Raw genomic sequence first — 21467 nt, forward strand, 5'->3', positions numbered from 1 at the left:
AATTGTCAGTATTTTCTTACATAGAGAGGAGGAACTGAATTATGAAAATCCAAGCGAAAAAGGTAGAGAGCGTTCGCACAACTGCAGTAGCAGCTTAATCACAATGCATTGGGGGGATAGCACTCGGGCTATTCCCTTTTTTCATCTTACTTAATTAAGCGCCCTTATCCCGGAGGTGTTTTTATATGGTACGTCGACCTTTGTTCAAACCGGTGCATCCTGTCTATGAAGTGACAGAACAGACGATTCGCATGGGAGATGCTCCCGGGTATTCCGTCGAGCTGGATGACGAGAACAAAGCGATACGCAAGATGGTCAAGCTGATGGACGGAACGCGCACGATTGAAGATATACATAGCGCTTTGCTTGGCGAATATCCTGAGCTTACTCGCGAGGAGATAGCGGAAGCTGTAGAAGACCTCGGAGGCCTGGGCTTTATTATGGATCAGGAGGCGGAGGAAGCTTCTGGCCTGACGCTGGCGCAAAAAGAGCGATACAAGGCGAACATCCGCTTTTTCTCGCTGTTTACCAACCTGGAACAAAGTCCGAGTTACGTACAGGAGCAACTGAGCGGAAAAAAAGTGACCATCCTCGGCATGGGCGCTTTCGGCTCAACTGTGCTCGCCAATCTGGTCGGAGTGGGAATCGAGCAGATCAAACTTGTTGATTTTGACAGGGTAGAGCTGAACAACCTGAACCGCCAGATGTTGTTCAATGAAGCAGACGTCGGACGCCTAAAGGTGGAGGCAGCGCGGGATTTCATCGCCAGACTGCATTCAGGGGTGGCAATCGAAACCGAGACGATGCAAATCGGGTCCAGTGCAGATGTGGAGCAGGTCATCGCCGGGAGCGATCTCGTCGTACTGGCAGCCGATCAGCCATTTTTCGTCTTGCCAAGATGGGTGAACCGGGCTTGCGTCAATCTGGGCATCCCGTATATTGCCGGGGGCTTTAATTTGATCGAAGGGCAGTTTTTCTTGGTCGATCCAGGGAAAACGGGATGCCTGGACTGCATGCATTTGCACCGCTCCGAACAGGTGGAAGATTACGTGCGGCTGATTGAAAACTTGCTCAACACCGAGTTCAGGCCGCCTACTGCTACGATCGCGCCGAATACGATGATGATTACCGCCATGATGGCTTCGGATGCCGTCCGGTTTTTGACGGGAATCGCGCCTGTGCAATCGGCAGGAAAATTGCTGTTGTTTGATTTCAACACATTGGAAAAGAAAGTGTTCGTCGAATGGGAGCGCAACGAGCAAGCGTGTCCGACTTGCGGAAAAGGCAACGGCGAGGAGCCGATTTTTCAGGTCAGGGCAAACGAAGTGTACGTGAATGCGAGGCATTGATCCGGAAGAGAGGGAGGGGATTTTGGCGTGAAGATGACAGGCGACAGTGTCCTCAAAATGCATCCGCTTGCGCGCCGGGCGGAAAACGAAGAGGAGATGCTGATCGGGCGAACCGATATCAGCAATTTTATTGTACTCCCGGTTATTGGCGTGGAAATCATCGATTTGCTTGATGAAGGCAAAACCGTAAACGAAGTCGCTACGATCATGGAAGAACGGCTGGGCGAGCCTGTGGACGTGCTTGACTTTGCCAACGATCTCGCAGCTTCCTACCAGTTTGTCCATACGGTAGACGGCGAGGTGGTAAACGAGCCGGTTGCTGTTGTCGACCACTTTTCGTGGATCAAGGAAGCGACGGGACAGTTTTTCTTTAACCGTGTAGCTTTTTGCCTGTATGGCTGTGTATTTCTGGCAGGGGTGTTGCTGTGCGCCTTCACAGGCAAGTACATTCCGGTCTACTCCGACATTTTTGTCTCTACTTCTGTGACCGTTTCTGTGCTGGCTTCGTTTGTGACGATCTGGATGTTTTTGTTCTTTCATGAGCTGGCGCATTTGCTGGCGGCGCGGTCGCTTTCCATCGGCAGTCGCATCGGGCTGGGGCATCGGCTTGTCTTTGCCGTAGCGGAGACGAACATGTCCAATATCGTTCTCGTGGAGCCGGGGCGTCGTTACAAAGCGTTTGTGGCCGGAATGGCGTGGGACGCGACATTTTGGGGGATCGGCGTGATCCTGCTTTTCGCCCATGACGCTGGCTGGGTGAGTCTCTTGCCTTTTATCCAGGCATTTATCCGCATGGTTAACGTGATTTTGCTCATGGCGCTGGCGTTTCAGTTCATGGTGTTCATGCAAACGGATGTGTACTACATGCTCGCCACCCGTTTTCGCTGCGCCAATCTGCTGATGAATACGCGACTTTTTCTGAAAAGCAAAATCCGGTCGTTGACGCAGGAAGAGCAAGAGGAATGGGAGTATGTCTCCTTGCATGAAAAACAGGTCATCCGTTGGTACAGTTGGGTGTATTTGATCGGTTCCGTCTGGGCGATCTGGTTTTTTGTCCAGTATCAGTTGCGCATGGCGATTGATTTTATTGCGAAGATCGCCGATGAGATGCGTCACGCTTCCGTCGCTTCGTGGCAGTTTTGGGACGGCATCCTGTTGATTATGCTCGTGTTGGTTCCATTCTTCATCGTAGGCTGGTCGTGGCTTCGCGCCTATCGACAAAGAAAAAGCGAACGGGAGCGGGCCAAATCCTTGCAGGAGGCGTAAACAAACGTCTCTCCTTCGGCAAGGGGCCTGCTCCACACATTCGCTTTTGACAGGAGTGTAAAGAAACGCGATGTTTCTTTACGCTTTTTTGTTTTGGCAGGCAGCGGTCATCGAACATCAAGCTAAAGAGCGTTTCCCGTTGCTGTCCTTGCGAAGCGGCGTGACTTGCAAATAAGTGAACACGCGCCATATCCACTCAAGCGGGCCCATGCGGAAGGCGGACAGCCACAGCATGCTGAAAGCCATTTGCCCGACATAGATCCCGAGGCAAAAGAGCGTGGACTGCCAGTAGGTGAGCGTACCATACCAGCCGAACAGGTAGCCGCCGACCAAGATCAGCACCGTTTGCCCCACGTAGTTGGTGAGGGCCATCCGTCCGTAGCTGGTGAGCGGAGCCAATGCTTTTTGGACACCGCTGTGCTGCAAAAGCCGGATTAGCGTCGTCACGTAAAAAGCTGACATGACAAAGCCGGTCGAAGTCAAGGCGATCGTGTAGTACGTGAGCGCAAGCAATTGTTCCTCGGACATGTCGTCCACAACGATCATGTTGGCTGTCATAAACGGGTCAGCCGGAAGGAAATGATACTGGGCGTACAGACCGACCAGCATAAGGACAAAGGCGATGCCTTGAACCTTTTTGATCGCAGGCAGAAAGCGGGGAATGTCCTGGAATACCCCGAATTGCCCGACAGACAGGCCGAGAATGAACAGCGGCAGCACCAACATCGGCTTGAAGCCCGTGGAGCAAACGAACATGGCGAGGATCAGCCCGACAATCAGGTTTGTTCTCGCCTTCAAGCGGTAAAAAGGCATGAGCATAAAGCCGAAGATCGCGTAAATAAACAGGGCTTCGCCCGGATGGAACATTTTGTGGACAAAACCGAAGGCCAGAAGCGCAAGCAGACGGCGGACAAACAGAACCGTACTGTTGGCCCCTTTTGCTTTCGCCCGGCTGACAAACAGATGGAAGCCTACTCCGAACAGAAACGAAAAAATCACGAAAAAGCGCGATTCTACAGCAAAATTGAAAAACTGAAACAGCCAGGCGTCCAAGCTGCCAGGGGTTGGAGTCTTTACGTCAAGCAGCGGCAAAATGTTGACCAGGATGATTCCGAGCAAAGCGAAGCCGCGTACAGTATCCAGTGTGTCGATCCTCTGTGTCCCGGTAGGAGCGAGCGCTGTCAAAATGATCACTTCCTTTGTACCTAGATTTATATCCAATCAGACGTCTCTTCATCCTAACGCACAGCGAGGAAGGGAGAAAGAGATTTGCATTACGCTCTGCTTACAAAAATGTAAGAGGCTCGCTCCCAGCGCAACTATCTGATTGCTCACCTCGTCTATTTGTATAAATCAGGAAGGAAAGGAGGCGCGAAAATGAAGCCGATTCTCCGGGGAAAGTGGCGGCTTGCCGCAGGAGTTGCCTATTATCGCGGCAGGCGGCATGCGCAGTGGCTGTTTGGGCGAACGAGATTGGCGCGGGAAAAAAGCAGCCAGCCGCTTCCTTATGTCCATTTTTCCCATCAGACTATTTTGTTGCGCCAATTGCAGCATGTAGAAATGTGGATGCAGCACAACAAGGTGAAAAATTTGCGCCTCGCGACCGCCTGTTTGCACGGAGTGATCATTCGGCCGGGCGAAACTTTTTCCTACTGGAAGCTGATTGGCAAGCCGACAAAAAGAAAAGGCTACGTAGAGGGGATGCTGCTCTCGCATGGTCGCGTCACAGCCGGGATTGGCGGCGGTTTGTGCCAGCTATCCAACTTGCTGTACTGGATGACACTGCACACGCCTTTGACCGTGACCGAACGCCATCGTCACAGCTACGATGTGTTTCCCGACGCGAACAGAACCCAGCCGTTCGGAAGCGGCGCCACTTGCTTTTACAACTACCTCGATTTGCAGATTGAAAACCGGACGAACCAAACTTTCCAGCTTTGTGTCTGGCTGACGGACACGCATCTGGTGGGGGAATGGAGAGCTGACATGCCGCCGACACGAAGGTATGAAATGATTGAGAAAGAGCATGCCATCACCCCTTCGATCTGGGGCGGATACGAGCGGAGCAACCAACTGTGGCGCAATGTGTATGCCCAGGACGGGGAGTGGCTGGAACAGCAGTGGCTGACGGAAAATCGCGCCTATCTCATGTACGAGCCGCTTTTGCCAAAAGGATGATCTTTCCTCTCCCGTATACGAACTGGAACTCAGGTGCAATCTGTGCGAAAATAGGAACATATGCACTCGTATAGGAACGTGGAAAGGTGGATTTATACATATGTCTTCAGTAGAACGAATTACGTCAGGCTTGAACCCGGAACAGCGGGAAGCCGTACTTACCACGGAAGGTCCTGTCCTGATTCTGGCCGGAGCGGGCAGCGGCAAGACCAAGGTGCTGACACAGCGGATTGCTTATCTCATCAGCGTGAAGCAAGTTGCGCCATGGAGCATTCTCGCGATTACGTTCACCAACAAGGCTGCGCGCGAGATGCAGAACCGCGTAGCGGCGATCATTGGCGGTGCAGCGGCTCAGGATACGTGGCTTTCGACGTTTCACTCCTTGTGCGTGCGAATTTTGCGCAGGGATATTGACCGGCTTGGCATCAACCGCAGCTTCAGCATTCTCGACGCTGGCGACCAGTTGTCTGTCGTCAAGCAGTGCCTGAAGGAACTGAACATCGATCCGAAGCAATATGAGCCGCGGTCCATCCTGGCTGCCATCAGCGGAGCGAAGAACGAACTGACAGACCCGGCGACTTTTGCCAGACTGGCGGGCGATCCGTTTTCCCAGGTGGCTGCCAAGGTGTACGAAGCGTACCAGAAAAAGCTGAAAAGCAACCAGTCGCTGGACTTCGACGACTTGATCATGACGACGGTTCGCCTGTTCAAGGAAGTGCCGGAAGTGCTGGAATTTTACCAGAAAAAATTCCGCTACATACACGTCGACGAGTATCAGGATACGAACCGCGCCCAGTATCTTTTGATTTCCATGCTGGCCGACAAGTTCCGCAACGTCTGCTGCGTGGGGGATGCCGACCAAAGTATTTACAAGTGGCGGGGAGCGGACATCTCCATCATCCTGAACTTTGAAAAAGACTACCCGGAAGCAAAGCTGATCAAGCTGGAGCAAAACTATCGCTCGACCAAGACGATCCTGCAAGCAGCGAACCAGGTCATCGCCAACAACAAGCTGCGCAAGGAAAAGAAACTGTGGACGGAAAATCCCGGCGGAGAAAAAATCATGTGCTTCCAGGGTGATTCCGAGCATGACGAGGCGTATTTTATCGTCGATACGATTCGCAAGCAGATGGCGAAGTACAAGCGCTACGACAAGTTTGCCGTTTTGTACCGGACCAATGCCCAGTCCCGTGTGGTCGAGGATGTGTTCATCAAATCGAACATTCCGTACACCATCGTCGGCGGCACGAAGTTCTACGATCGCAAAGAGATCAAGGACATTCTCGCCTACTTGCGCCTGATTTCCAACCCGGACGACGATATCAGCTTGCAGCGCATTATCAATGTGCCGAAGCGCAACATCGGTGACACGACCGTCGACAAGCTGCAAGCGTACGCCAATGCCAACGGCCAGTCGCTGTACCAGGCCATTCAGGAGACGGCTTACATGGGCCTGCCGTCCCGCACGACGAATGCGATTTTGTCGTTTAACGATCTGATTACCAATTTGATGCAGATGACGGACTATTTGAGCGTGACCGAGCTGGTAGAGGAAGTATTGAAGCGATCCGGCTACCGCGAATCGCTGAAAGAAGACAAGACGCTGGAAGCGCAGGCGCGTCTGGAGAACATCGAGGAGTTTCTGTCTGTTACGCAGGAGTTCGAGCGCAAAAATGAAGACAAGAGTCTGCTCGCCTTTTTGACCGATTTGGCGCTTGTCGCTGATATTGATTCGCTTGGCGAAGATGGGGAAGAAGAGGTAGTAGCCGCAGACGGGCAAGTTGTGCTGATGACGCTGCATAGCGCCAAAGGGCTGGAGTTTCCGGTAGTGTTTCTCGTCGGACTGGAGGAAGGCGTGTTCCCGCACAGCCGCTCCCTTTTTGACGACACCGAGATGGAAGAAGAGCGTCGTCTGGCGTACGTAGGCATTACCCGGGCAGAAGAGCGCCTGTACATGACGTGCGCGCGGATGCGGACGCTGTTTGGACGAACCAACGTCAGTGCGCCGTCGCGATTTTTGCAGGAAATTCCGCCCGAGCTGTTGGAAGGCAACCCTGCCGCAGCAGAGCGAAGCTTTGGCGGTGGTGGCCGCGGCGGAGCATTTGGTCAGCGCGAGATGGGGGCAAGATCGTTCGGCTCGACCTCCCCGCAAGCAGGCGGGGGCTTCGGTTCCGCCAAGCCAGGAATGGCGCAACGATCGACAGGAGGCTCGGCAACGTTCACTCGTCCAGGGTTGCAGGCTGGCGACAAGCTGCCTGGACACGGTCAGGGAGCAGGAGTGGATTGGAAAGTCGGAGACAGGGTGCAGCACGGCACGTGGGGCATGGGTACTGTCGTGAAAGTAAAAGGAGCGGGTGACGATATGGAGCTTGATATCGCATTCCCTAGCCCGACTGGCATCAAGAAGCTGCTCGCGAAATTCGCGCCGATACAGCGGGCGTAATGCTAATGCGCAGACTATCGCTAAAGTAAAGGATGAACGAGATGGATCGATTGACGGCGGAAACAAAAATCAAAGAATTGGTGAAACGAATTGAGCGGCACAACCGTCTTTACTATGAACAGGATCGACCTGAGATTTCCGATCAGGAATACGATCAATTGATGCGGGAGCTTACTGAACTGGAAAACCAGTTTCCAGAACTGGCTTCTCCGGATTCTCCCACCCAGCGCGTTGGGGGGGAGCCTTTGCCATTCTTTGAAAAAGTCGTACACAAGACGCCGATGCTCAGTCTTGGCAACGCTTTTGGGGAAGCAGACATCAGAGATTTTGACCGCCGTGTCCGCCAGGCCGTGGGGAGCCAGGCCGTTCGCTATGTGGCTGAGCTGAAAATCGATGGGCTTGCTGTGTCCTTGCACTACGAAAACGGTATGTTTGTGCGCGGAGCGACTCGTGGAGACGGGAGCACAGGCGAGGACATCACCCAAAACTTGAAGACGATCCGCTCGATTCCCCTCAAGCTGACCAAGCCGCTGACCTTGGAGGTGCGAGGCGAGGCGTACATGCCAAAAGCTGCTTTCGACAAGCTGAACCGGGAGCGGGAAGAGCGCGGGGAAGCGCTGTTTGCCAATCCGCGCAACTCGGCAGCCGGCTCGCTGCGGCAGCTCGATCCGAAAATCGCTGCATCCCGTCAGCTCGACACCTTTATTTACGGGATTGGCGACTTGCAGGGCGAGACGGTCGAGTCCCACAGCGAAGGGCTTGACCTGCTCGAATCTCTAGGCTTCAAGGTGAACAAAGAGCGCCGCGTATTCGAAGACGTCGAGGAGCTGCTCGCCTTCATTGAAAACTGGACAGAAAAACGCCCGACCTTGCCATATGAAATCGACGGCATGGTCATTAAAGTGGACAGCTATTCGCAGCAGGAAGAGCTGGGCTTTACGGCAAAAAGCCCGCGCTGGGCGGTCGCGTACAAGTTTCCGGCGGAAGAAGCGGTCACGGTGCTTGAAGGCATCGAAGTGTCCGTAGGCAGAACGGGAAGCGTGACACCGACGGCCCTTTTGAAGCCAGTCAGTTTGGCGGGCACGACAGTAAAGCGTGCTTCTTTGCACAACGAAGACATCATCCGGGAAAAAGGCTTGCTGATTGGCGATCATGTCGTCGTCAAAAAGGCAGGCGATATCATCCCGGAAATTATAGCGGTGCTGCCGGAGCGCAGAACGGGCAGCGAAGTGCCTTTTGCCATGCCGACGCATTGTCCGGAGTGTGGCAGCGAGCTGGTGCGCTTGGAGGAAGAAGTGGCCTTGCGCTGTATCAACCCGATGTGTCCGGCATTGATCCGTGAAGGCATGATCCACTTTGTTTCCCGCACAGCGATGAACATTGACGGGCTGGGCGAAAAAGTGGTGGCTCAGCTGTACCGCGACGACATCATTCACAGCGTCGCTGACCTGTATTATTTGCACCAGCAGCGCGATGTGCTGCTGGGGATGGAGCGCATGGGCGAAAAGTCGGTAGACAATTTGCTGGCAGCGATCGAAGCGAGCAAGGAAAACTCGCTGGAACGCGTCCTGTTCGGGTTAGGCATCCGCCTGGTCGGAGCAAAGGCGGCGAAGGTGCTTGCCGAGCATTTTGGCCATATCGATGCCATCATGCAGGCGACAGAAGAAGAACTGACGCAAATTAACGAGATCGGCCCGAAAATGGCTGCGAGTCTCATCAACTATTTCGCTCAGCCGCAAGCACAAGCTGTCATCGAAAGATTGAAGGCAGCGGGAGTGAACATGGAGTACAAAGGCATTCGCGTCGAGAGTGGCGCCGACTTGCCGTTCTCCGGAAAAACGATTGTCCTGACCGGAACATTGACCCAAATGTCCCGCCAGGAAGCAGAGGAAGCGATTGCCCGATTGGGTGGCAAAGTAACGAGCAGCGTCAGCAAGAAAACCGATCTGGTAATTGCGGGAGAAAAAGCTGGCTCCAAGCTGGAGAAAGCAGAAAAATTGGGTGTGGCTGTTATGGATGAAGCCGGATTCCTGGAAGTTCTTCAAACAGCAACACCGTAAAGAAAACGGTGGCGACAGACAGATGAGCAAGGGAAGGGACGTGAAGAGCATGAATGGCTTTAGGCGATGGGGAATTGGAGCAATGACGATGCTGATCTTGAGCGGCTGTAGCGATGGCGGCGTCGTTCAGGAGAAGCCCGCCACCTCTTCGGTTATTGCATCTGCTCTGAAGGGTGACTTGACCTATCAGGATGTTTTGGAAAAGGGAGAAACCATTCATAATCTGGCGATGACGTCAGACGCTGCACAAGTATGGGTAGGCACACATGCCGGACTGTACAGCTCCGCAGGGGGTTCCTTGTGGGGATTGCTGTCGCCAGAGCTGGCGCAGATTGATGTCGTAGGCTGGTTTGTCGATCCGAGCGACGCCCACCACATGTACGTCGGTGGCAGTGAAGGAGTCCTGCGCACCGCAGATGGCGGGAAAAGCTGGACTTCTTCCAGCAAAGGCTTGCCTGAGCCTGCAAATATCCGCAGCTTTACTGGGGTTCGCCAAGGGGGAAAAGTTCGTCTGTTCGCGTTTGTAACAGGCGAGGGCATCTACCAATCCACAGACAAAGGCGATACATGGACGCTCTGGCAGCCGATGGATCAGGAAGTATATGCCATGGATTTTGACTCGAATGAGAACCGTCTCTATGTAGCGGCACAGTTCAGCTTGCTCTATAATGAAGAAGGGCAGTGGAAGACAGAGGCGATTCCGGATGCAGAACAGATTTACTCGCTATCCCTCAACAGAAATACTGGCGTTCTCGCTGTCGCAACCGAAAAAGGTGTCTATGAAAAAAACGATGGTGAGTGGCATCTGCTCGAAGCTCGCTCGCCGGAAAAATTGATCGTCATTGCCTCGGGTGGTGGCGATACAAAATGGGTAGGGATTGGCGAATCGGCGTTGATTTACAAGCTCAACGGCAATCGCTGGACCAAATGGAACTGATCCCATTTTTTTCAGGACAAAAGGAGTAGCGTATGAAAGCGAAGTTTTTGACAGGATGCAGGTACGCAGCCGCGTTTTTGCTTGCGATTGCCGTCTCTGGTTGTTCGTTGCTGCCAGGGGGCAAGGACAAGTCGCCTGAGCCTACCGCGCCGTCCTTGTCTGAAGTAGTGGAAGTATCTGAGGATTACTACGGCAGCATCACTCCATACAAGCCCAACCAGACGCGCGGCATGCTGAGCAGTGCGCGATACCGCATCGATTTCAGCCATCTGGAGCTTGGCTTGATGGAGTTTGCCCGCGATACGTTTCCGACCTCCCAGTATTATTTTCAGGAAGGTCAAGTCGTCAAAAAAGAACAGGTGACGCAGTGGATTGCCCAGGAAAAGGCGAGTGGAACGAAAGGCCAGCAGAAAAACGGCATTTTGGTTCACGTCCTGGAGCATGATTACTTGAACAAAAAAGACAAGCAGCTGGCAGGAATGGTGCTCGGCTTGTCTGTATCGCCGAACTACCAGGATGCAACTGGCAAGGAAATGGTGTACACACAGCAGGAGCTGCAAGCAAAAGGGCAGCAGCTTGCCGCCAGTATCGTCGCGACGCTGCGGGTGAGCACTCCGAATGTGCCGATGCTGATTTTGCTGTATCAGGTTCCCGAAGCGAACTCTTCGCTTGTGCCAGGGCATTTCATCATGTCGGGTACAGTGGGAGCGAGCGAATCGGCCGTATCGAAGTGGCAGCCGATTGAAGAGGAGTTTTTCCTGTTCCCGAGCGCGGATGTAGAGAAAAAATATCCGCAGCAGTCGTTGCAGTACGATAAGCTGATGAGGCAAGCACAGGCGTATTTCGGAGAGTATGTCGGCATGACAGGCGTTGGCCGATTCATGGACGGCAGACTGACGGAGCTGACGATTACGGCGACGGCGGAGTATGACTCGCGGACAGAAGTTTTGCAGTTCACGCAGTACGCAGCCGGAAGCATCAATCAGTTGTTCGACAAAAGCGTCCACGTCAACTTGTACGTCCAATCGATGAACAAGCCGCTGGCCATTTATATTCGACCGACATCTGGCGAACCGTACATGCATCTGTATCGCCAGTAGACAGTAGCCAATAGCAGGAAGCGGCCCCGATGTGCACCTCTCCAGGTGTGGATCGGGGTTTTTGTGCAGAAGCCAGAGGGGATTGCACACAAGTGTATACGGTTGAACAAAGTGTGAACAAAAGTGTAAGGTCCCGTTTTCTGAAGTTGGCTGTTGTTTTTCGCGGAAAAATGCAAACACTATCGGGGTCGGGCTTCTCAGTAGTAGTTGGTATGATCCTTGCATATGTTTTATAAGTGATCTTAGGAAGAAAACGATAAGGAGGCGTCACCAAATGCAAGTTGAATTCAAAAACGAGGCGTTTACTAATTTTGGCCTGCCAGAAAATAAAAAGGCATTTGAAGAAGCACTCGCCAAAGTAGAAAGCGAGCTTGGCCGCGAGTACCCTCTCATCATTGGTGGAGAGCGCATCACAACCGAGAAAAAATCCAGCTCCTTCAACCCTTCCAATAAAGAACAAGTCGTGGGCGTTGTGTCCCAGGCAGACCAGGCGCTGGCTGAAAAAGCGATCCAAACAGCAGCCAGCACTTTCGAAACATGGAAAAAGGTTCCTGCCGGTGCGCGTTCCCGTTACCTCTATAAAGCAGCAGCAATCCTGCGTCGCCGCAAGCATGAGTTCTCCGCTTGGCTGGTAAAAGAAGCAGGTAAAAGCTGGGCAGAAGCTGACGCTGATACAGCAGAAGCAATCGACTTCATGGAATACTATGGCCGTCAAATGGATAAGCTGTCCCAACGCCATGACCTGCCACGCATCCCGGATGAAGACAACGAACTGTACTACATTCCACTCGGTGTTGGCGTAGTAATCCCGCCATGGAACTTCCCTCTGGCGATCATGGCTGGTATGACAACTGCAGCTCTCGTAGCTGGTAACACAGTTGTACTGAAACCTGCTTCCACTACACCAGTAATCGCAGCGAAATTCATGGAAATCCTCGAAGACGCTGGCGTACCAGCAGGCGTAGTGAACTTCGTGCCAGGTTCCGGCAGCGAAATCGGCGACTTCCTCGTAGAACACACGCTGACTCGCTTCATCAGCTTCACTGGTTCCCGCGACGTAGGTCTGCGCATCAACGAACTGGCTGCGAAACATCGTCCAGGTCAAAAATGGATGAAGCGTCTGGTAGCGGAAATGGGCGGTAAAGACTCCATCGTGGTAGACAACGACTGCGATATCGAGTTGGCTGCACAATCCATCGTAGCTTCCGCATTCGGCTTCTCCGGTCAAAAATGTTCTGCTTGCTCCCGCGCAATCGTTCACCAAGACGTGTACGATCAAGTGCTGGGTCGCGTAGTTGAGCTGACTAACCAACTGACTGTAGGCGACGTAAGAACAAACGAGTTCTACACAGGTCCAGTTGTCGACGAGAAAGCTTACAACAAAATTCTCGAATACATCGAGATCGGAAAAACAGAAGGCAAACTGGTTGCGGGTGGCGAAAAAGGCCCGGAAACAGGCTACTTCATCAAGCCAACCGTATTTGCTGACGTAGATCCGCAAGCTCGCGTGATGCAAGAAGAAATCTTTGGTCCAGTAGTAGCATTCTGCAAAGCCAACGATTTCGACCATGCTCTGGAAATCGCGAACAACACCGAGTACGGCTTGACTGGCGCTGTAATCAGCCGCAACCGTGCACACCTGGAGCGCGCTCGCGAAGAGTTCCACGTGGGCAACCTGTACTTCAACCGTAAGTGCACAGGCGCTTTGGTTGGCGTGCATCCGTTCGGCGGATTCAACATGTCCGGTACTGACTCTAAAGCGGGCGGACCAGACTACCTGTTGCTCTTCACCCAAGCGAAAATGGTTTCCGAAAAAATGTAAGAAAACGCAATACCAAAGCTGCCTCCACACGGGGGCGGCTTTTTTTGTCGCAAAAAGATTGAGGAAACCAAGTTTTCTCACGCTCATTTTGTCCACACTAAGAGGTAAGAAATGATGTGCGGGCAGGTGAGGGTAGCTGTTTACTTACATTGTGTCAGGGCTCTCGACGTTTTTTCTCGTGTACTTGCTGATGCCGCTTGCGTATCGGCTGGCGTGGAAAACAAAGCTGCTGGACATGCCCAGGGGAAGAAAAGGGCACAGCAAGCCAATGCCGCTATCTGGCGGGCTGGCGATGTTTGTCGGACTGCTGCTGGTGACAAGTTTTTTTGCAGGGGCGCAAAAAACGGTGGCAGTTTTGGCAGTCGGCGGCGTTCTGCTGGTGGCGATTGGCTGGGTGGACGATATGTACAAAGCGCAGCAAAAAGATTTTCCTGCGCTGCCGAAGTTGCTCGTTCAAGTAGCGGTAGCCGTCCTCGCCTTTTTGCTCGATATCCGGTTTCGCGGGATCAGCCTGACCTGGCTTGGGGCTGAAGATGGTTCTTATGTCTCGTTCCCTGTGTTTTTGTCTTTGTTGGCAACGGTGCTGTGGATTGTTGGACTGATCAATATGGTAAATTTTTTGGACGGAGTAGACGGGCTTGCGGCGGGAGCGACAGCCTTTTCAGCCATCACCTTGTTTTTTTTGTCGATGTTCAAGGGGCAGGAAGTCACGGCATTGCTGGCCGTTGCGTTGGCAGGGGCAGCGCTCGCTTTTTTGCGCTTCAATTTTTATCCGGCCAAAATATTCATGGGAGACGCCGGGTCGATGTTTCTGGGCTTTGCGCTGGCGGTAATATCGCTGGAAGGAACGATGAAAGGGGCCACGCTCATTTCGCTGGTCGTGACGGTTCTGGCACTCGGCTTGCCTGTGATGGATACGATGCAGGTAATGATCAGTCGGTTGTTGGCGGGGTCGCCTATGTATCAGGCTGATCGGAGACATGTTCACCATCGCTTGATGTCGTTTGGCCTGACAGCCAAGCAAACGGTTGTCGTCCTGTATTTGGTCAGCCTGCTGTTCTCGGGACTTGCGGTGTTCCTGTTTTTGTACGGATAGAGCAGTGCAGCATTGCTTTATTTGGATAAAGCAATTGAGCAAGAGAGTGCCCGCCAAAAGGATGGCGCAGCCAAGACAAAAGGAATGGACATTCGATCTCTAGTCTTCGGCAGGATCGAAGAAAAAGAACTGGTTGCGGCCTGTTGCTTTTGCTTTATACAAAGCCTTGTCGGCGTTGCTCAGCAACTGGTCCGCTTCTTTCGCAGAGGCAGGGAAAAGAGCAATTCCGATACTGGAGGTAAAGTGAAACGTCTTGTCCTCGTAGCTCCACGGCTGCTGGAGCGAACGCAGGATGCGCGTCGCCACTTTTTCGGCCTGACGTTCGCTGTCGATGGCTGTGAGAATGACGACAAACTCGTCTCCCCCCAAGCGGGCGACGGTATCCTGATCGCGAACGCACGATTTGAGACGCTTGGCCAGCATTTGCAAAAAAACGTCGCCAATATCGTGACCCCATGTATCGTTGATCTGTTTAAAATGGTCACAGTCGATGTACAGCGCTGCTACCATCTCTCCAGACGCCTCGGCGCGTTCCAGCGCTTTCTGGAGGTTGTTGTAAAGAAGGCGCCTGTTAGGCAAGCCTGTGAGCATATCGTGGTAAGCCATGTGCTCAAGCTGCCACTCCAGTTTTTTGCGTTCGGTAATGTCGCGGGTAACAGAAAAGACGTGTGTGCATAGCCCTTCGTTGTTGAAGACAGGCGAGAGGATGGATTCACCGACCATGTGGCCGTTCGTTGTGAAATGAGTGGGACTGGCGCCTTCAACGGTTTGGCTGTACATGCTGTTGAGCAAGTCAGCCTTTTCCTGCGGGTAAACTTCTTCAATCAGCTTCCCGTAGCAATCCTCGGTAAGACCTGATCCTTTCATGGCGGCAGGATTCATCAAGACATACCGGAACTGGTAAGCCCCGCTGGCGTTTTTTTCCACAGCCATAAGGAAAAACATATCCGACATGTGATGAAACAAACTGGTCAAGATGTCGCTGTGCTGACTGATGAGTGTTGTAATATCAAGCTTCGCCATATCTGTGGTCTCCTGATTGTAGGCTTGTCCCTATATTATAGTATAGCAAGGCAGGCCAAGAAAATGATGAGACGTTGGTAATAGTGCGGGGTTTACTGGCTGCAAGTGGAAGTGGTAAAGTAAGGGTATTCTCTCACTAGCTGTCTAATCGAAAATGATTAAGGAGTTCCACTTATGCGCAAAAAGCTGCTGCCCGGTCTGATCCATCGCCTGCCGCAAAACGCGATGTCGAGGACCATGGGAAAAATTACTGCTTCTCGCTTCAGTCGATTAGCCATTCAGCGATACATCCGTCACTATAAAATCGATTTTTCCATCATAGAAAAGCCCGTATCGGAATACCGGACTCTCAAGGAATTTTTTACGCGCCGCCTGAAACCGGAAGCAAGACCGATCGCCCCTGGACACGATGTTGTCGTAAGCCCGGTGGATGGGACTGTTTCCCAGCTCGGCGACATCTGCGAAGGCACGCTGATTCAGGCAAAAGGAAAAGATTTCACAGTGACTGAACTGCTCGGCGGTTCGGAGCAAGAGGCGAAACGTTATTACGGCGGAAAGTTCATTACGATCTATTTAAGCCCGCGCGACTATCACCGCATACATATGCCAGTGGCGGGGAATCTGGTGAAGTACAGCTACTTGCCTGGACGTCTCTACCCGGTCAATCAGCTCGGAATTGAAAACGTGGAGCGACTGTTTGCCCGCAACGAGCGGCTCGTGACCTACATCGAAACAGATGGTTTGGGCAGCATGGCTTTGGTCAAGGTCGGAGCGCTGTTCGTCGGAAGCGTCAAAGTCTCGTACAATACAGCCACGACGAACATCAAGCACGGCCGACAAACGGACGAACCAATCATCGGCACCCCGCATTACGAAAAAGGCAGCGAGCTAGGCTGGTTCGAGTTTGGTTCAACGGTCATTTTGCTCGTGGAGTCCAGCCAGCTGGAATGGGCAGACCGTGTGGAAAAAGGCCGGTCGCTCTTGATGGGGCAAGTGTTGGCGACGATAGAGACGGAGAAGGAATAGTTGTGACTATTCAACTGGGAGCATGGCCGTTTTGTTGAGCATAGCAGTCAGTCCTACTCTCATGGAAACATCAAGCTGGTTTTACAAAAGAGAAAAAGGAGTCCCTTTTTATAAGGGGCTCCTTTTTTAATCAAAGACTGTTTCTAGCTCGCCATATTGAATTAGCACTGGTTCCGAGTACCACCCACGGTTTCTCCCGTATAGGCATTAATAATGTGTGTACCACTTTCGCAGTTGGACTCACGGGTATAGCTAATATGGTATTGTCCATTGGAGTAGGTTACAGCAGTGATTTTAATTGGTCCGAGCGCCGGGTTTTTCGTCAACTGGGTTGTTAAAATTTGCTTGGCTTGTTCTGGTGTCAGCATTTGTTCATGCTGATTCGGGAACAAAAGATTGGGCAAAGGAATAGTTTGTGGCAGAGAAATCATGATAGCCAGTAGCAGTACAAGTGTTGTTTTCAAATGCGTCCTCCTTTTGATTCAAGTTATGAATAAAATTACTTTTCGAGTTCGGCCCCTTCTTGCTTGACTAAAATTTCAGGGGTGGGGTCGTCTTTATGTTTTTCAATGACTTCATAAATGGACTTTGTGTCCAATGTACTTTTAAAATTGGATACTTTCTTTTGTTCGACAGTGTACTTTCCTTGATATTGCCCCATAATAACGTAATGATTTTGTGATTTGTCTTTATTATAGATACTGTCATCTTCCATTAAGAAAAGAAGTACTTTTTCATTATTAGAGAAGTCAGCTTCTGTGTCAGAACTAAATGCAAATTCTCCGGGTATTTCGCCTTTGTATACTCGTACTGTAACAATGTCATTTGATTTAGGAGTTCCTTTTAAAATCGTATCTATTTTAATACTCACATCAGTGTATACAATATCGTTTAATTTTATATCTTTTGGCATTCTTCCACTCGGGGTATTCCACGTTGCAGGGTGAATTTCTAAAACGGTTCCTTCCAAAATTAGAGAGGCGCCAGAAGCTAATTCCTGATTGGTGAAAGTATCCAAATAAGAAGCGATGTGTATCCTTTCAGTAGGTGAGTTGTTCTGTAGGTTAAGCGCCATAGCAGAACCTGTAGTTAAACCCGTTAATATCATCTTTTCCTAGCTGGTACTTGACTGTTCCCGCGGGAGAAACATACATGACAGCATCTTTATTATCTGAATGATCTAAGCCGATGATATGTCCAAATTCATGTACCATAATAGACGGTACATGATATGCAGTTTTAGAAGGTTTGGAAGAATTACTTAGATTGCGTGAACTGTTTAAAATAATGTCTCCTTCAGTGATTATATCCCCTGAATATTTCCACCTTGCATTTGCAGGTGCTTGAGAAGTTCCCATATCAATTTTAAAAACTTCATTTTCTCCATTAATGTTTTCCATCGGATTATTTTGTTTATTTCTATCGCCACTATATTCTAAGGAAAACTTCTTTTTCCGAATCGTATCCCACTGATCAGAAGCCAAAACGATTGAGTCAACACCTTCATCTGAAATTGAACTTGCAATCGAGTAGGTATAATCTACTCCTTTTTCCCAATGACCTCCATAAGAGTCAAGATTGTACGCGAACGATACTGATGAGTAACCAATTAGTAAGCTGCCTATAAACATTCCTAACAGTTTGGATTTTCTTACCATTGATTTATTAATCCTCCTGAGTTGATGGTTATATTTGTAAAATATATTAATATATAGGATTTTGTCAATTGAAGTTAAATTTGATGAACGCAAATTTATTGATTGATTCCGACCAAATAATAAGGTTTTAAAGGTCAGTCTTCTATATTTTAATTTTTCGAAAAAAAATATTTCTCCAAAGCCCAATCCCCGCGAAAATTGACTGAACCCGCTGTTTTCAAGTAAGATCAAAGTTATGTGATACGATTCGGAGGTGGAAGAGATGAGTGCCATCACTCGCAAAGAAGTAGAGCATGTTGCCAATCTGGCCCGTTTGCAGCTGACGGAAGACGAGGCTCTGCAATACACAAAAGACCTGAACGCGATTTTGGAGTTTGCGGCGAAGCTCAACGAACTGGATACATCCAATGTCGAGCCGACCAGCCACGCTACAGACGTGAAAAACGTGATGCGCGAGGACGTCAACAGACCGTCCCTGCCGCGCGAAGAAGTGCTGAAAAACGCACCGGACCACGAAGACGGGCAGTTCAAGGTGCCTGCTGTATTCGAATAACGGGTCAGGAGAACGAGAAGGGAGGAACCCACTGTGTCGCTGTTTGACAAGCGATTGTCGGAAATACATAGCGCTCTGCGCGCAAAAGAGCTTTCGGTAACGGATCTGGTGCAGGCTTCCATCGCAAGCATCAAGGAGCACGATGACAAGATCAAATCCGTCCTGCACGTGGATGAGGAGGGAGCGCTTGCCCATGCTCGCCAGCTGGACGAGCGTCTGGTGAAGGAAAATGAGGAGCTGGGCCTGCTTTTCGGGATGCCGGCGGGTCTGAAAGACAACCTGATCACCAAAGACATCCGCACCACTTGCGCCAGCAAATTTTTGGCGAACTACGATCCTGTGCATGACGGAACGGCTTCCAAAAAAGTGAAGGAAGCAGATGCTGTGATCGTGGCGAAGCTGAACATGGACGAGTTCGCCATGGGCGGCTCCAATGAAAACTCCGGCTTCTTCCCGGCGAAAAACCCGTGGAACACCGATTACGTGCCAGGCGGCTCGTCCGGCGGTTCTGCTGCGGCGATGGCTGCCCGTCACTTCTACTTTACGCTCGGATCGGATACGGGCGGCTCGATTCGCCAGCCGGCTGCTTTTTGCGGCGTTGTCGGCTTGAAGCCTACTTACGGGCGCGTATCCCGCTTCGGTTTGGTCGCATTTGCGTCTTCGCTCGACCAGATCGGCCCGGTTACGAAAAACGTGGAGGATGCGGCATACGTGCTGCAAGCGATTGCCGGACACGATGAGTTCGACTCCACTTCTGCAAATGTAGAAGTGCCGAACTATCTCTCCGCGCTCACTGGCGATGTAAAAGGTTTGCGCATCGGGGTGCCAAAAGAGCTGATCGGGGAAGGCATCGACACAGAGGTGCGCGAGGCTGTGCTTGCTGCTCTGAAACAGTTGGAAAGCTCGGGCGCAACATGGAGCGAAGTTTCCATGCCGCATACCGAATACGCGGTTCCAGCCTATTACTTGCTGTCCTCTTCGGAGGCATCGTCCAACCTGGCCCGTTTTGACGGCGTACGCTACGGTGTGCGCGCAGACAATGCGTCCAACCTGATTGAGCTGTACAAAGAATCCCGCAGCCAAGGCTTCGGTCCGGAAGTAAAACGCCGCATCATGCTCGGTACTTATGCGCTTTCGTCCGGCTACTATGACGCGTACTACAAAAAAGCGCAGCAAGTTCGCACGCTGATCATCCAGGACTTTACCAACATTTTTGCCGATTTCGATGTGATTTTGCATCCGACGACGCCGTCCACGGCTTTCAAAATCGGCGAAAACGCCAACGATCCGGTCAAAATGTACCTGGAAGACATTTGCACCGTACCTGTCAACCTGGCTGGACTGCCAGCGATCAGCGTACCGTGCGGCTTTTCCCAAAACGGTCTGCCGATCGGCTTGCAGATCGTGGGTCGTGCGTTTGACGAATCCACTGTCTTGCGGGTAGCACATGCTTATGAACAGGCAGCAGGCTACAGCCAGCGCAAGCCGGAATGGGTGAGGGGGTAAAAGGCATGAGCAAGTACGAAACCGTCATCGGCCTGGAAGTCCACGCCGAGCTGTCGACCAACAGTAAAATTTTTTGCGGCTGCCCGACTGAGTTCGGCGCGCCGCCGAATACACATACATGCCCGATTTGTTTGGGACATCCGGGCGTTCTTCCCGTAACGAACAAGCAAGCGGTGGAGTTCGCGATGAAAGCGGCGCTTGCGCTCAACTGCGAGATTTCCCGCGAGACGAAGTTCGACCGGAAAAACTACTTTTACCCGGATTCTCCAAAAGCGTACCAAATCTCCCAGTACGACCAGCCGATCGGCTACAATGGCTGGATCGACATCGAGGTCAACGGAGAAACGAAGCGCATCGGCATCACGCGCCTCCACCTGGAGGAAGACGCAGGCAAGCTGACGCACAGTGACTTCGGGGGAGAATCGCTGGTCGACTTCAACCGCGTAGGTGTTCCGCTCGTGGAGATCGTCTCCGAGCCGGACATTCGCACGCCGGAAGAAGCTCGCGCCTACCTGGAGAAGCTGAAAGCGATCATCCAGTACACAGAAGTGTCCGATGTGCGCATGGAGCAAGGCTCGCTGCGTTGCGATGCCAACGTCTCGATTCGTCCGTACGGGCAAGAAGCGTTCGGAACGAAGACAGAACTGAAAAACATGAACTCTTTCCGCAACGTGCAGATGGGTCTGGAGTACGAGGTGCTGCGTCAGACGGAGGTTGTTTCTTCCGGTGGCACGATCGTGCAGGAAACACGCCGTTGGGATGAGGCAAACAAAAAGACAATCACGATGCGTTCCAAAGAGGAAGCGCACGACTACCGTTACTTCCCGGACCCTGATTTGGTGCGCATGCAAATTTCCGAAGAGTGGATCGAGGCCGTGCGCGCGACCATTCCGGAATTGCCGGATGCCCGCAAGGCTCGCTATGTGAACGAATACGGCCTGTCGCAAGCGGACGCGGAAGTCATCACGATCTCCAAGGAGACAGCGGATTTCTTCGACGAAACTGTGAAAACAGGAGCGGACGCCAAAGCTGTAGCCAACTGGCTGATGGTTGATTTGCTGGCACATCTCAATGCGAACAACCTGGCGTTTGCCGACGTGAAAATGACAGCGCAAGGCTTGGGCGACATGATCAAGCTGATTGCAGACGGAACCATCTCTTCGAAAATCGCCAAAACCGTCTTCAAAGAGATGGTGGAGACAGGCAAAGAGCCCAAGAAGATCGTCGAGGAAAAAGGACTGGTGCAAATCAGTGACGAGGGCGCCCTGCGTCAAATCGTCGTCGATGCCGTCAACTCCAATCCGCAAGCCGTGGCCGACTACAAGGCCGGAAACGAAAAAGCGGCAGCGTTCTTCGTGGGTCAAGTGATGAAGCAAACCAAAGGCAAAGCGAACCCGCCGATGGTCAACAAGCTGATCCAGGAAGTATTGAGCAGCCTCTAAGGATAAAA

At 51.8% G+C, this 21467-nt stretch carries 18 protein-coding genes; 13 read left to right on the forward strand and 5 right to left on the reverse strand.

Annotated features, from left to right (window positions below):
• The first annotated feature begins 185 nt into the window (after nucleotides 1–185).
• Both HP435_RS03775 and HP435_RS03780 read left to right on the forward strand, forming a co-directional pair.
• A complete protein-coding gene (locus HP435_RS03775) occupies nucleotides 186–1349 on the forward strand; it encodes a HesA/MoeB/ThiF family protein (protein WP_122965542.1) in 1164 nt (387 codons plus the stop codon).
• Nucleotides 1350–1376: 27 nt separating this feature from the next.
• Entirely contained in the window at nucleotides 1377–2615 is a 1239-nt protein-coding gene (locus HP435_RS03780; RefSeq protein ID WP_122965541.1) for a PqqD family protein, read from the forward strand.
• Between the two features lie 117 nt (nucleotides 2616–2732).
• Here the strand turns inward: HP435_RS03780 and HP435_RS03785 are convergent, their stop codons facing one another.
• On the reverse strand, nucleotides 2733–3830 hold the full coding sequence (locus tag HP435_RS03785) for a DUF418 domain-containing protein (protein WP_229049932.1): 1098 nt from the start codon (nucleotides 3828–3830) through the stop codon (nucleotides 2733–2735).
• Between the two features lie 162 nt (nucleotides 3831–3992).
• Between HP435_RS03785 and HP435_RS03790 the strand changes: the two genes are divergently transcribed.
• From HP435_RS03790 to HP435_RS03820, 7 genes are all read left to right on the forward strand, one after another.
• Entirely contained in the window at nucleotides 3993–4793 is an 801-nt protein-coding gene (locus tag HP435_RS03790; RefSeq protein WP_173597853.1) for a VanW family protein, read from the forward strand.
• A gap of 100 nt (nucleotides 4794–4893) precedes the next feature.
• Nucleotides 4894–7236, forward strand: coding sequence for a DNA helicase PcrA (gene pcrA / locus HP435_RS03795; RefSeq protein ID WP_173597854.1), 2343 nt, complete (start codon nucleotides 4894–4896; stop codon nucleotides 7234–7236).
• A 41-nt stretch (nucleotides 7237–7277) separates the two neighbouring features.
• Entirely contained in the window at nucleotides 7278–9296 is a 2019-nt protein-coding gene (gene ligA, locus HP435_RS03800; RefSeq protein WP_122965537.1) for an NAD-dependent DNA ligase LigA, read from the forward strand.
• Nucleotides 9297–9378: 82 nt separating this feature from the next.
• Nucleotides 9379–10233, forward strand: a complete 855-nt coding sequence (locus tag HP435_RS03805; protein WP_229049813.1) for a WD40/YVTN/BNR-like repeat-containing protein — start codon at nucleotides 9379–9381, stop codon at nucleotides 10231–10233.
• A 32-nt stretch (nucleotides 10234–10265) separates the two neighbouring features.
• Nucleotides 10266–11333 carry a CamS family sex pheromone protein gene (locus HP435_RS03810; protein WP_122965536.1) on the forward strand — a complete coding sequence of 356 codons (1068 nt, stop codon included), beginning with the start codon at nucleotides 10266–10268 and terminating at the stop codon, nucleotides 11331–11333.
• Nucleotides 11334–11607: 274 nt separating this feature from the next.
• Nucleotides 11608–13155 carry an L-glutamate gamma-semialdehyde dehydrogenase gene (gene pruA, locus HP435_RS03815; protein WP_122965535.1) on the forward strand — a complete coding sequence of 516 codons (1548 nt, stop codon included), beginning with the start codon at nucleotides 11608–11610 and terminating at the stop codon, nucleotides 13153–13155.
• A gap of 151 nt (nucleotides 13156–13306) precedes the next feature.
• Entirely contained in the window at nucleotides 13307–14251 is a 945-nt protein-coding gene (locus tag HP435_RS03820; RefSeq protein ID WP_229049814.1) for an MraY family glycosyltransferase, read from the forward strand.
• Nucleotides 14252–14350: 99 nt separating this feature from the next.
• Here the strand turns inward: HP435_RS03820 and HP435_RS03825 are convergent, their stop codons facing one another.
• Nucleotides 14351–15274, reverse strand: coding sequence for a sensor domain-containing diguanylate cyclase (locus tag HP435_RS03825; RefSeq protein WP_173599464.1), 924 nt, complete (start codon nucleotides 15272–15274; stop codon nucleotides 14351–14353).
• A gap of 174 nt (nucleotides 15275–15448) precedes the next feature.
• On the opposite strand from HP435_RS03825, the gene asd reads away from it, so the two are divergent.
• A complete protein-coding gene (gene asd / locus HP435_RS03830) occupies nucleotides 15449–16300 on the forward strand; it encodes an archaetidylserine decarboxylase (RefSeq protein WP_173599465.1) in 852 nt (283 codons plus the stop codon).
• 161 nt (nucleotides 16301–16461) lie between these two features.
• On the opposite strand, the gene HP435_RS03835 is transcribed toward asd, so the two are convergent.
• Genes HP435_RS03835 through HP435_RS03845 form a run of 3 tightly spaced genes read right to left on the reverse strand, consistent with a single transcriptional unit; the run spans nucleotide 16462 to nucleotide 17958 of the window.
• A complete protein-coding gene (locus HP435_RS03835) occupies nucleotides 16462–16764 on the reverse strand; it encodes a hypothetical protein (protein ID WP_122965532.1) in 303 nt (100 codons plus the stop codon).
• A gap of 35 nt (nucleotides 16765–16799) precedes the next feature.
• Complete coding sequence (locus HP435_RS03840) at nucleotides 16800–17375, reverse strand: hypothetical protein (protein WP_173599466.1); 576 nt, start codon at nucleotides 17373–17375, stop codon at nucleotides 16800–16802.
• On the reverse strand, nucleotides 17365–17958 hold the full coding sequence (locus HP435_RS03845; protein ID WP_173599467.1) for a matrixin family metalloprotease: 594 nt from the start codon (nucleotides 17956–17958) through the stop codon (nucleotides 17365–17367). Before HP435_RS03845 ends, HP435_RS03840 begins: the two co-directional genes overlap by 11 nt.
• Before the next feature lie 262 nt (nucleotides 17959–18220).
• Between HP435_RS03845 and gatC the strand changes: the two genes are divergently transcribed.
• From gatC to gatB, 3 genes are read left to right on the forward strand one after another with little or no spacing between them, the layout of a single operon-like run.
• Nucleotides 18221–18511, forward strand: coding sequence for an Asp-tRNA(Asn)/Glu-tRNA(Gln) amidotransferase subunit GatC (gatC, locus tag HP435_RS03850; protein WP_122965529.1), 291 nt, complete (start codon nucleotides 18221–18223; stop codon nucleotides 18509–18511).
• A 33-nt stretch (nucleotides 18512–18544) separates the two neighbouring features.
• Nucleotides 18545–20017 (forward strand): Asp-tRNA(Asn)/Glu-tRNA(Gln) amidotransferase subunit GatA, encoded by a 1473-nt coding sequence (gatA, locus tag HP435_RS03855; protein WP_173599468.1) that lies wholly within the window; start codon nucleotides 18545–18547, stop codon nucleotides 20015–20017.
• A gap of 5 nt (nucleotides 20018–20022) precedes the next feature.
• Nucleotides 20023–21459 (forward strand): Asp-tRNA(Asn)/Glu-tRNA(Gln) amidotransferase subunit GatB, encoded by a 1437-nt coding sequence (gene gatB / locus HP435_RS03860; RefSeq protein WP_122965527.1) that lies wholly within the window; start codon nucleotides 20023–20025, stop codon nucleotides 21457–21459.
• Nucleotides 21460–21467: the final 8 nt, after the last annotated feature.

This window comes from Brevibacillus sp. HD3.3A, assembly GCF_013284375.2.
In the GTDB taxonomy this organism is placed as follows: domain Bacteria; phylum Bacillota; class Bacilli; order Brevibacillales; family Brevibacillaceae; genus Brevibacillus; species Brevibacillus parabrevis.

Excerpts from the sequence above, each read along its gene's own strand:
- HP435_RS03775 (WP_122965542.1), top strand. The coding sequence starts at position 186 with ATGGTACGTCGACCTTTGTTCAAACCGGTGCATCCTGTCTATGAAGTG.
- HP435_RS03790 (WP_173597853.1), top strand. The coding sequence starts at position 3,993 with ATGAAGCCGATTCTCCGGGGAAAGTGGCGGCTTGCCGCAGGAGTTGCC.
- pcrA (WP_173597854.1), top strand. The coding sequence starts at position 4,894 with ATGTCTTCAGTAGAACGAATTACGTCAGGCTTGAACCCGGAACAGCGG.
- ligA (WP_122965537.1), top strand. The coding sequence starts at position 7,278 with ATGGATCGATTGACGGCGGAAACAAAAATCAAAGAATTGGTGAAACGA.
- HP435_RS03805 (WP_229049813.1), top strand. The coding sequence starts at position 9,379 with ATGACGATGCTGATCTTGAGCGGCTGTAGCGATGGCGGCGTCGTTCAG.
- HP435_RS03810 (WP_122965536.1), top strand. The coding sequence starts at position 10,266 with ATGAAAGCGAAGTTTTTGACAGGATGCAGGTACGCAGCCGCGTTTTTG.
- pruA (WP_122965535.1), top strand. The coding sequence starts at position 11,608 with ATGCAAGTTGAATTCAAAAACGAGGCGTTTACTAATTTTGGCCTGCCA.
- HP435_RS03825 (WP_173599464.1), bottom strand. The coding sequence starts at position 15,274 with ATGGCGAAGCTTGATATTACAACACTCATCAGTCAGCACAGCGACATC.
- asd (WP_173599465.1), top strand. The coding sequence starts at position 15,449 with ATGCGCAAAAAGCTGCTGCCCGGTCTGATCCATCGCCTGCCGCAAAAC.
- HP435_RS03840 (WP_173599466.1), bottom strand. The coding sequence starts at position 17,375 with ATGGCGCTTAACCTACAGAACAACTCACCTACTGAAAGGATACACATC.
- HP435_RS03845 (WP_173599467.1), bottom strand. The coding sequence starts at position 17,958 with ATGGTAAGAAAATCCAAACTGTTAGGAATGTTTATAGGCAGCTTACTA.
- gatC (WP_122965529.1), top strand. The coding sequence starts at position 18,221 with ATGAGTGCCATCACTCGCAAAGAAGTAGAGCATGTTGCCAATCTGGCC.
- gatB (WP_122965527.1), top strand. The coding sequence starts at position 20,023 with ATGAGCAAGTACGAAACCGTCATCGGCCTGGAAGTCCACGCCGAGCTG.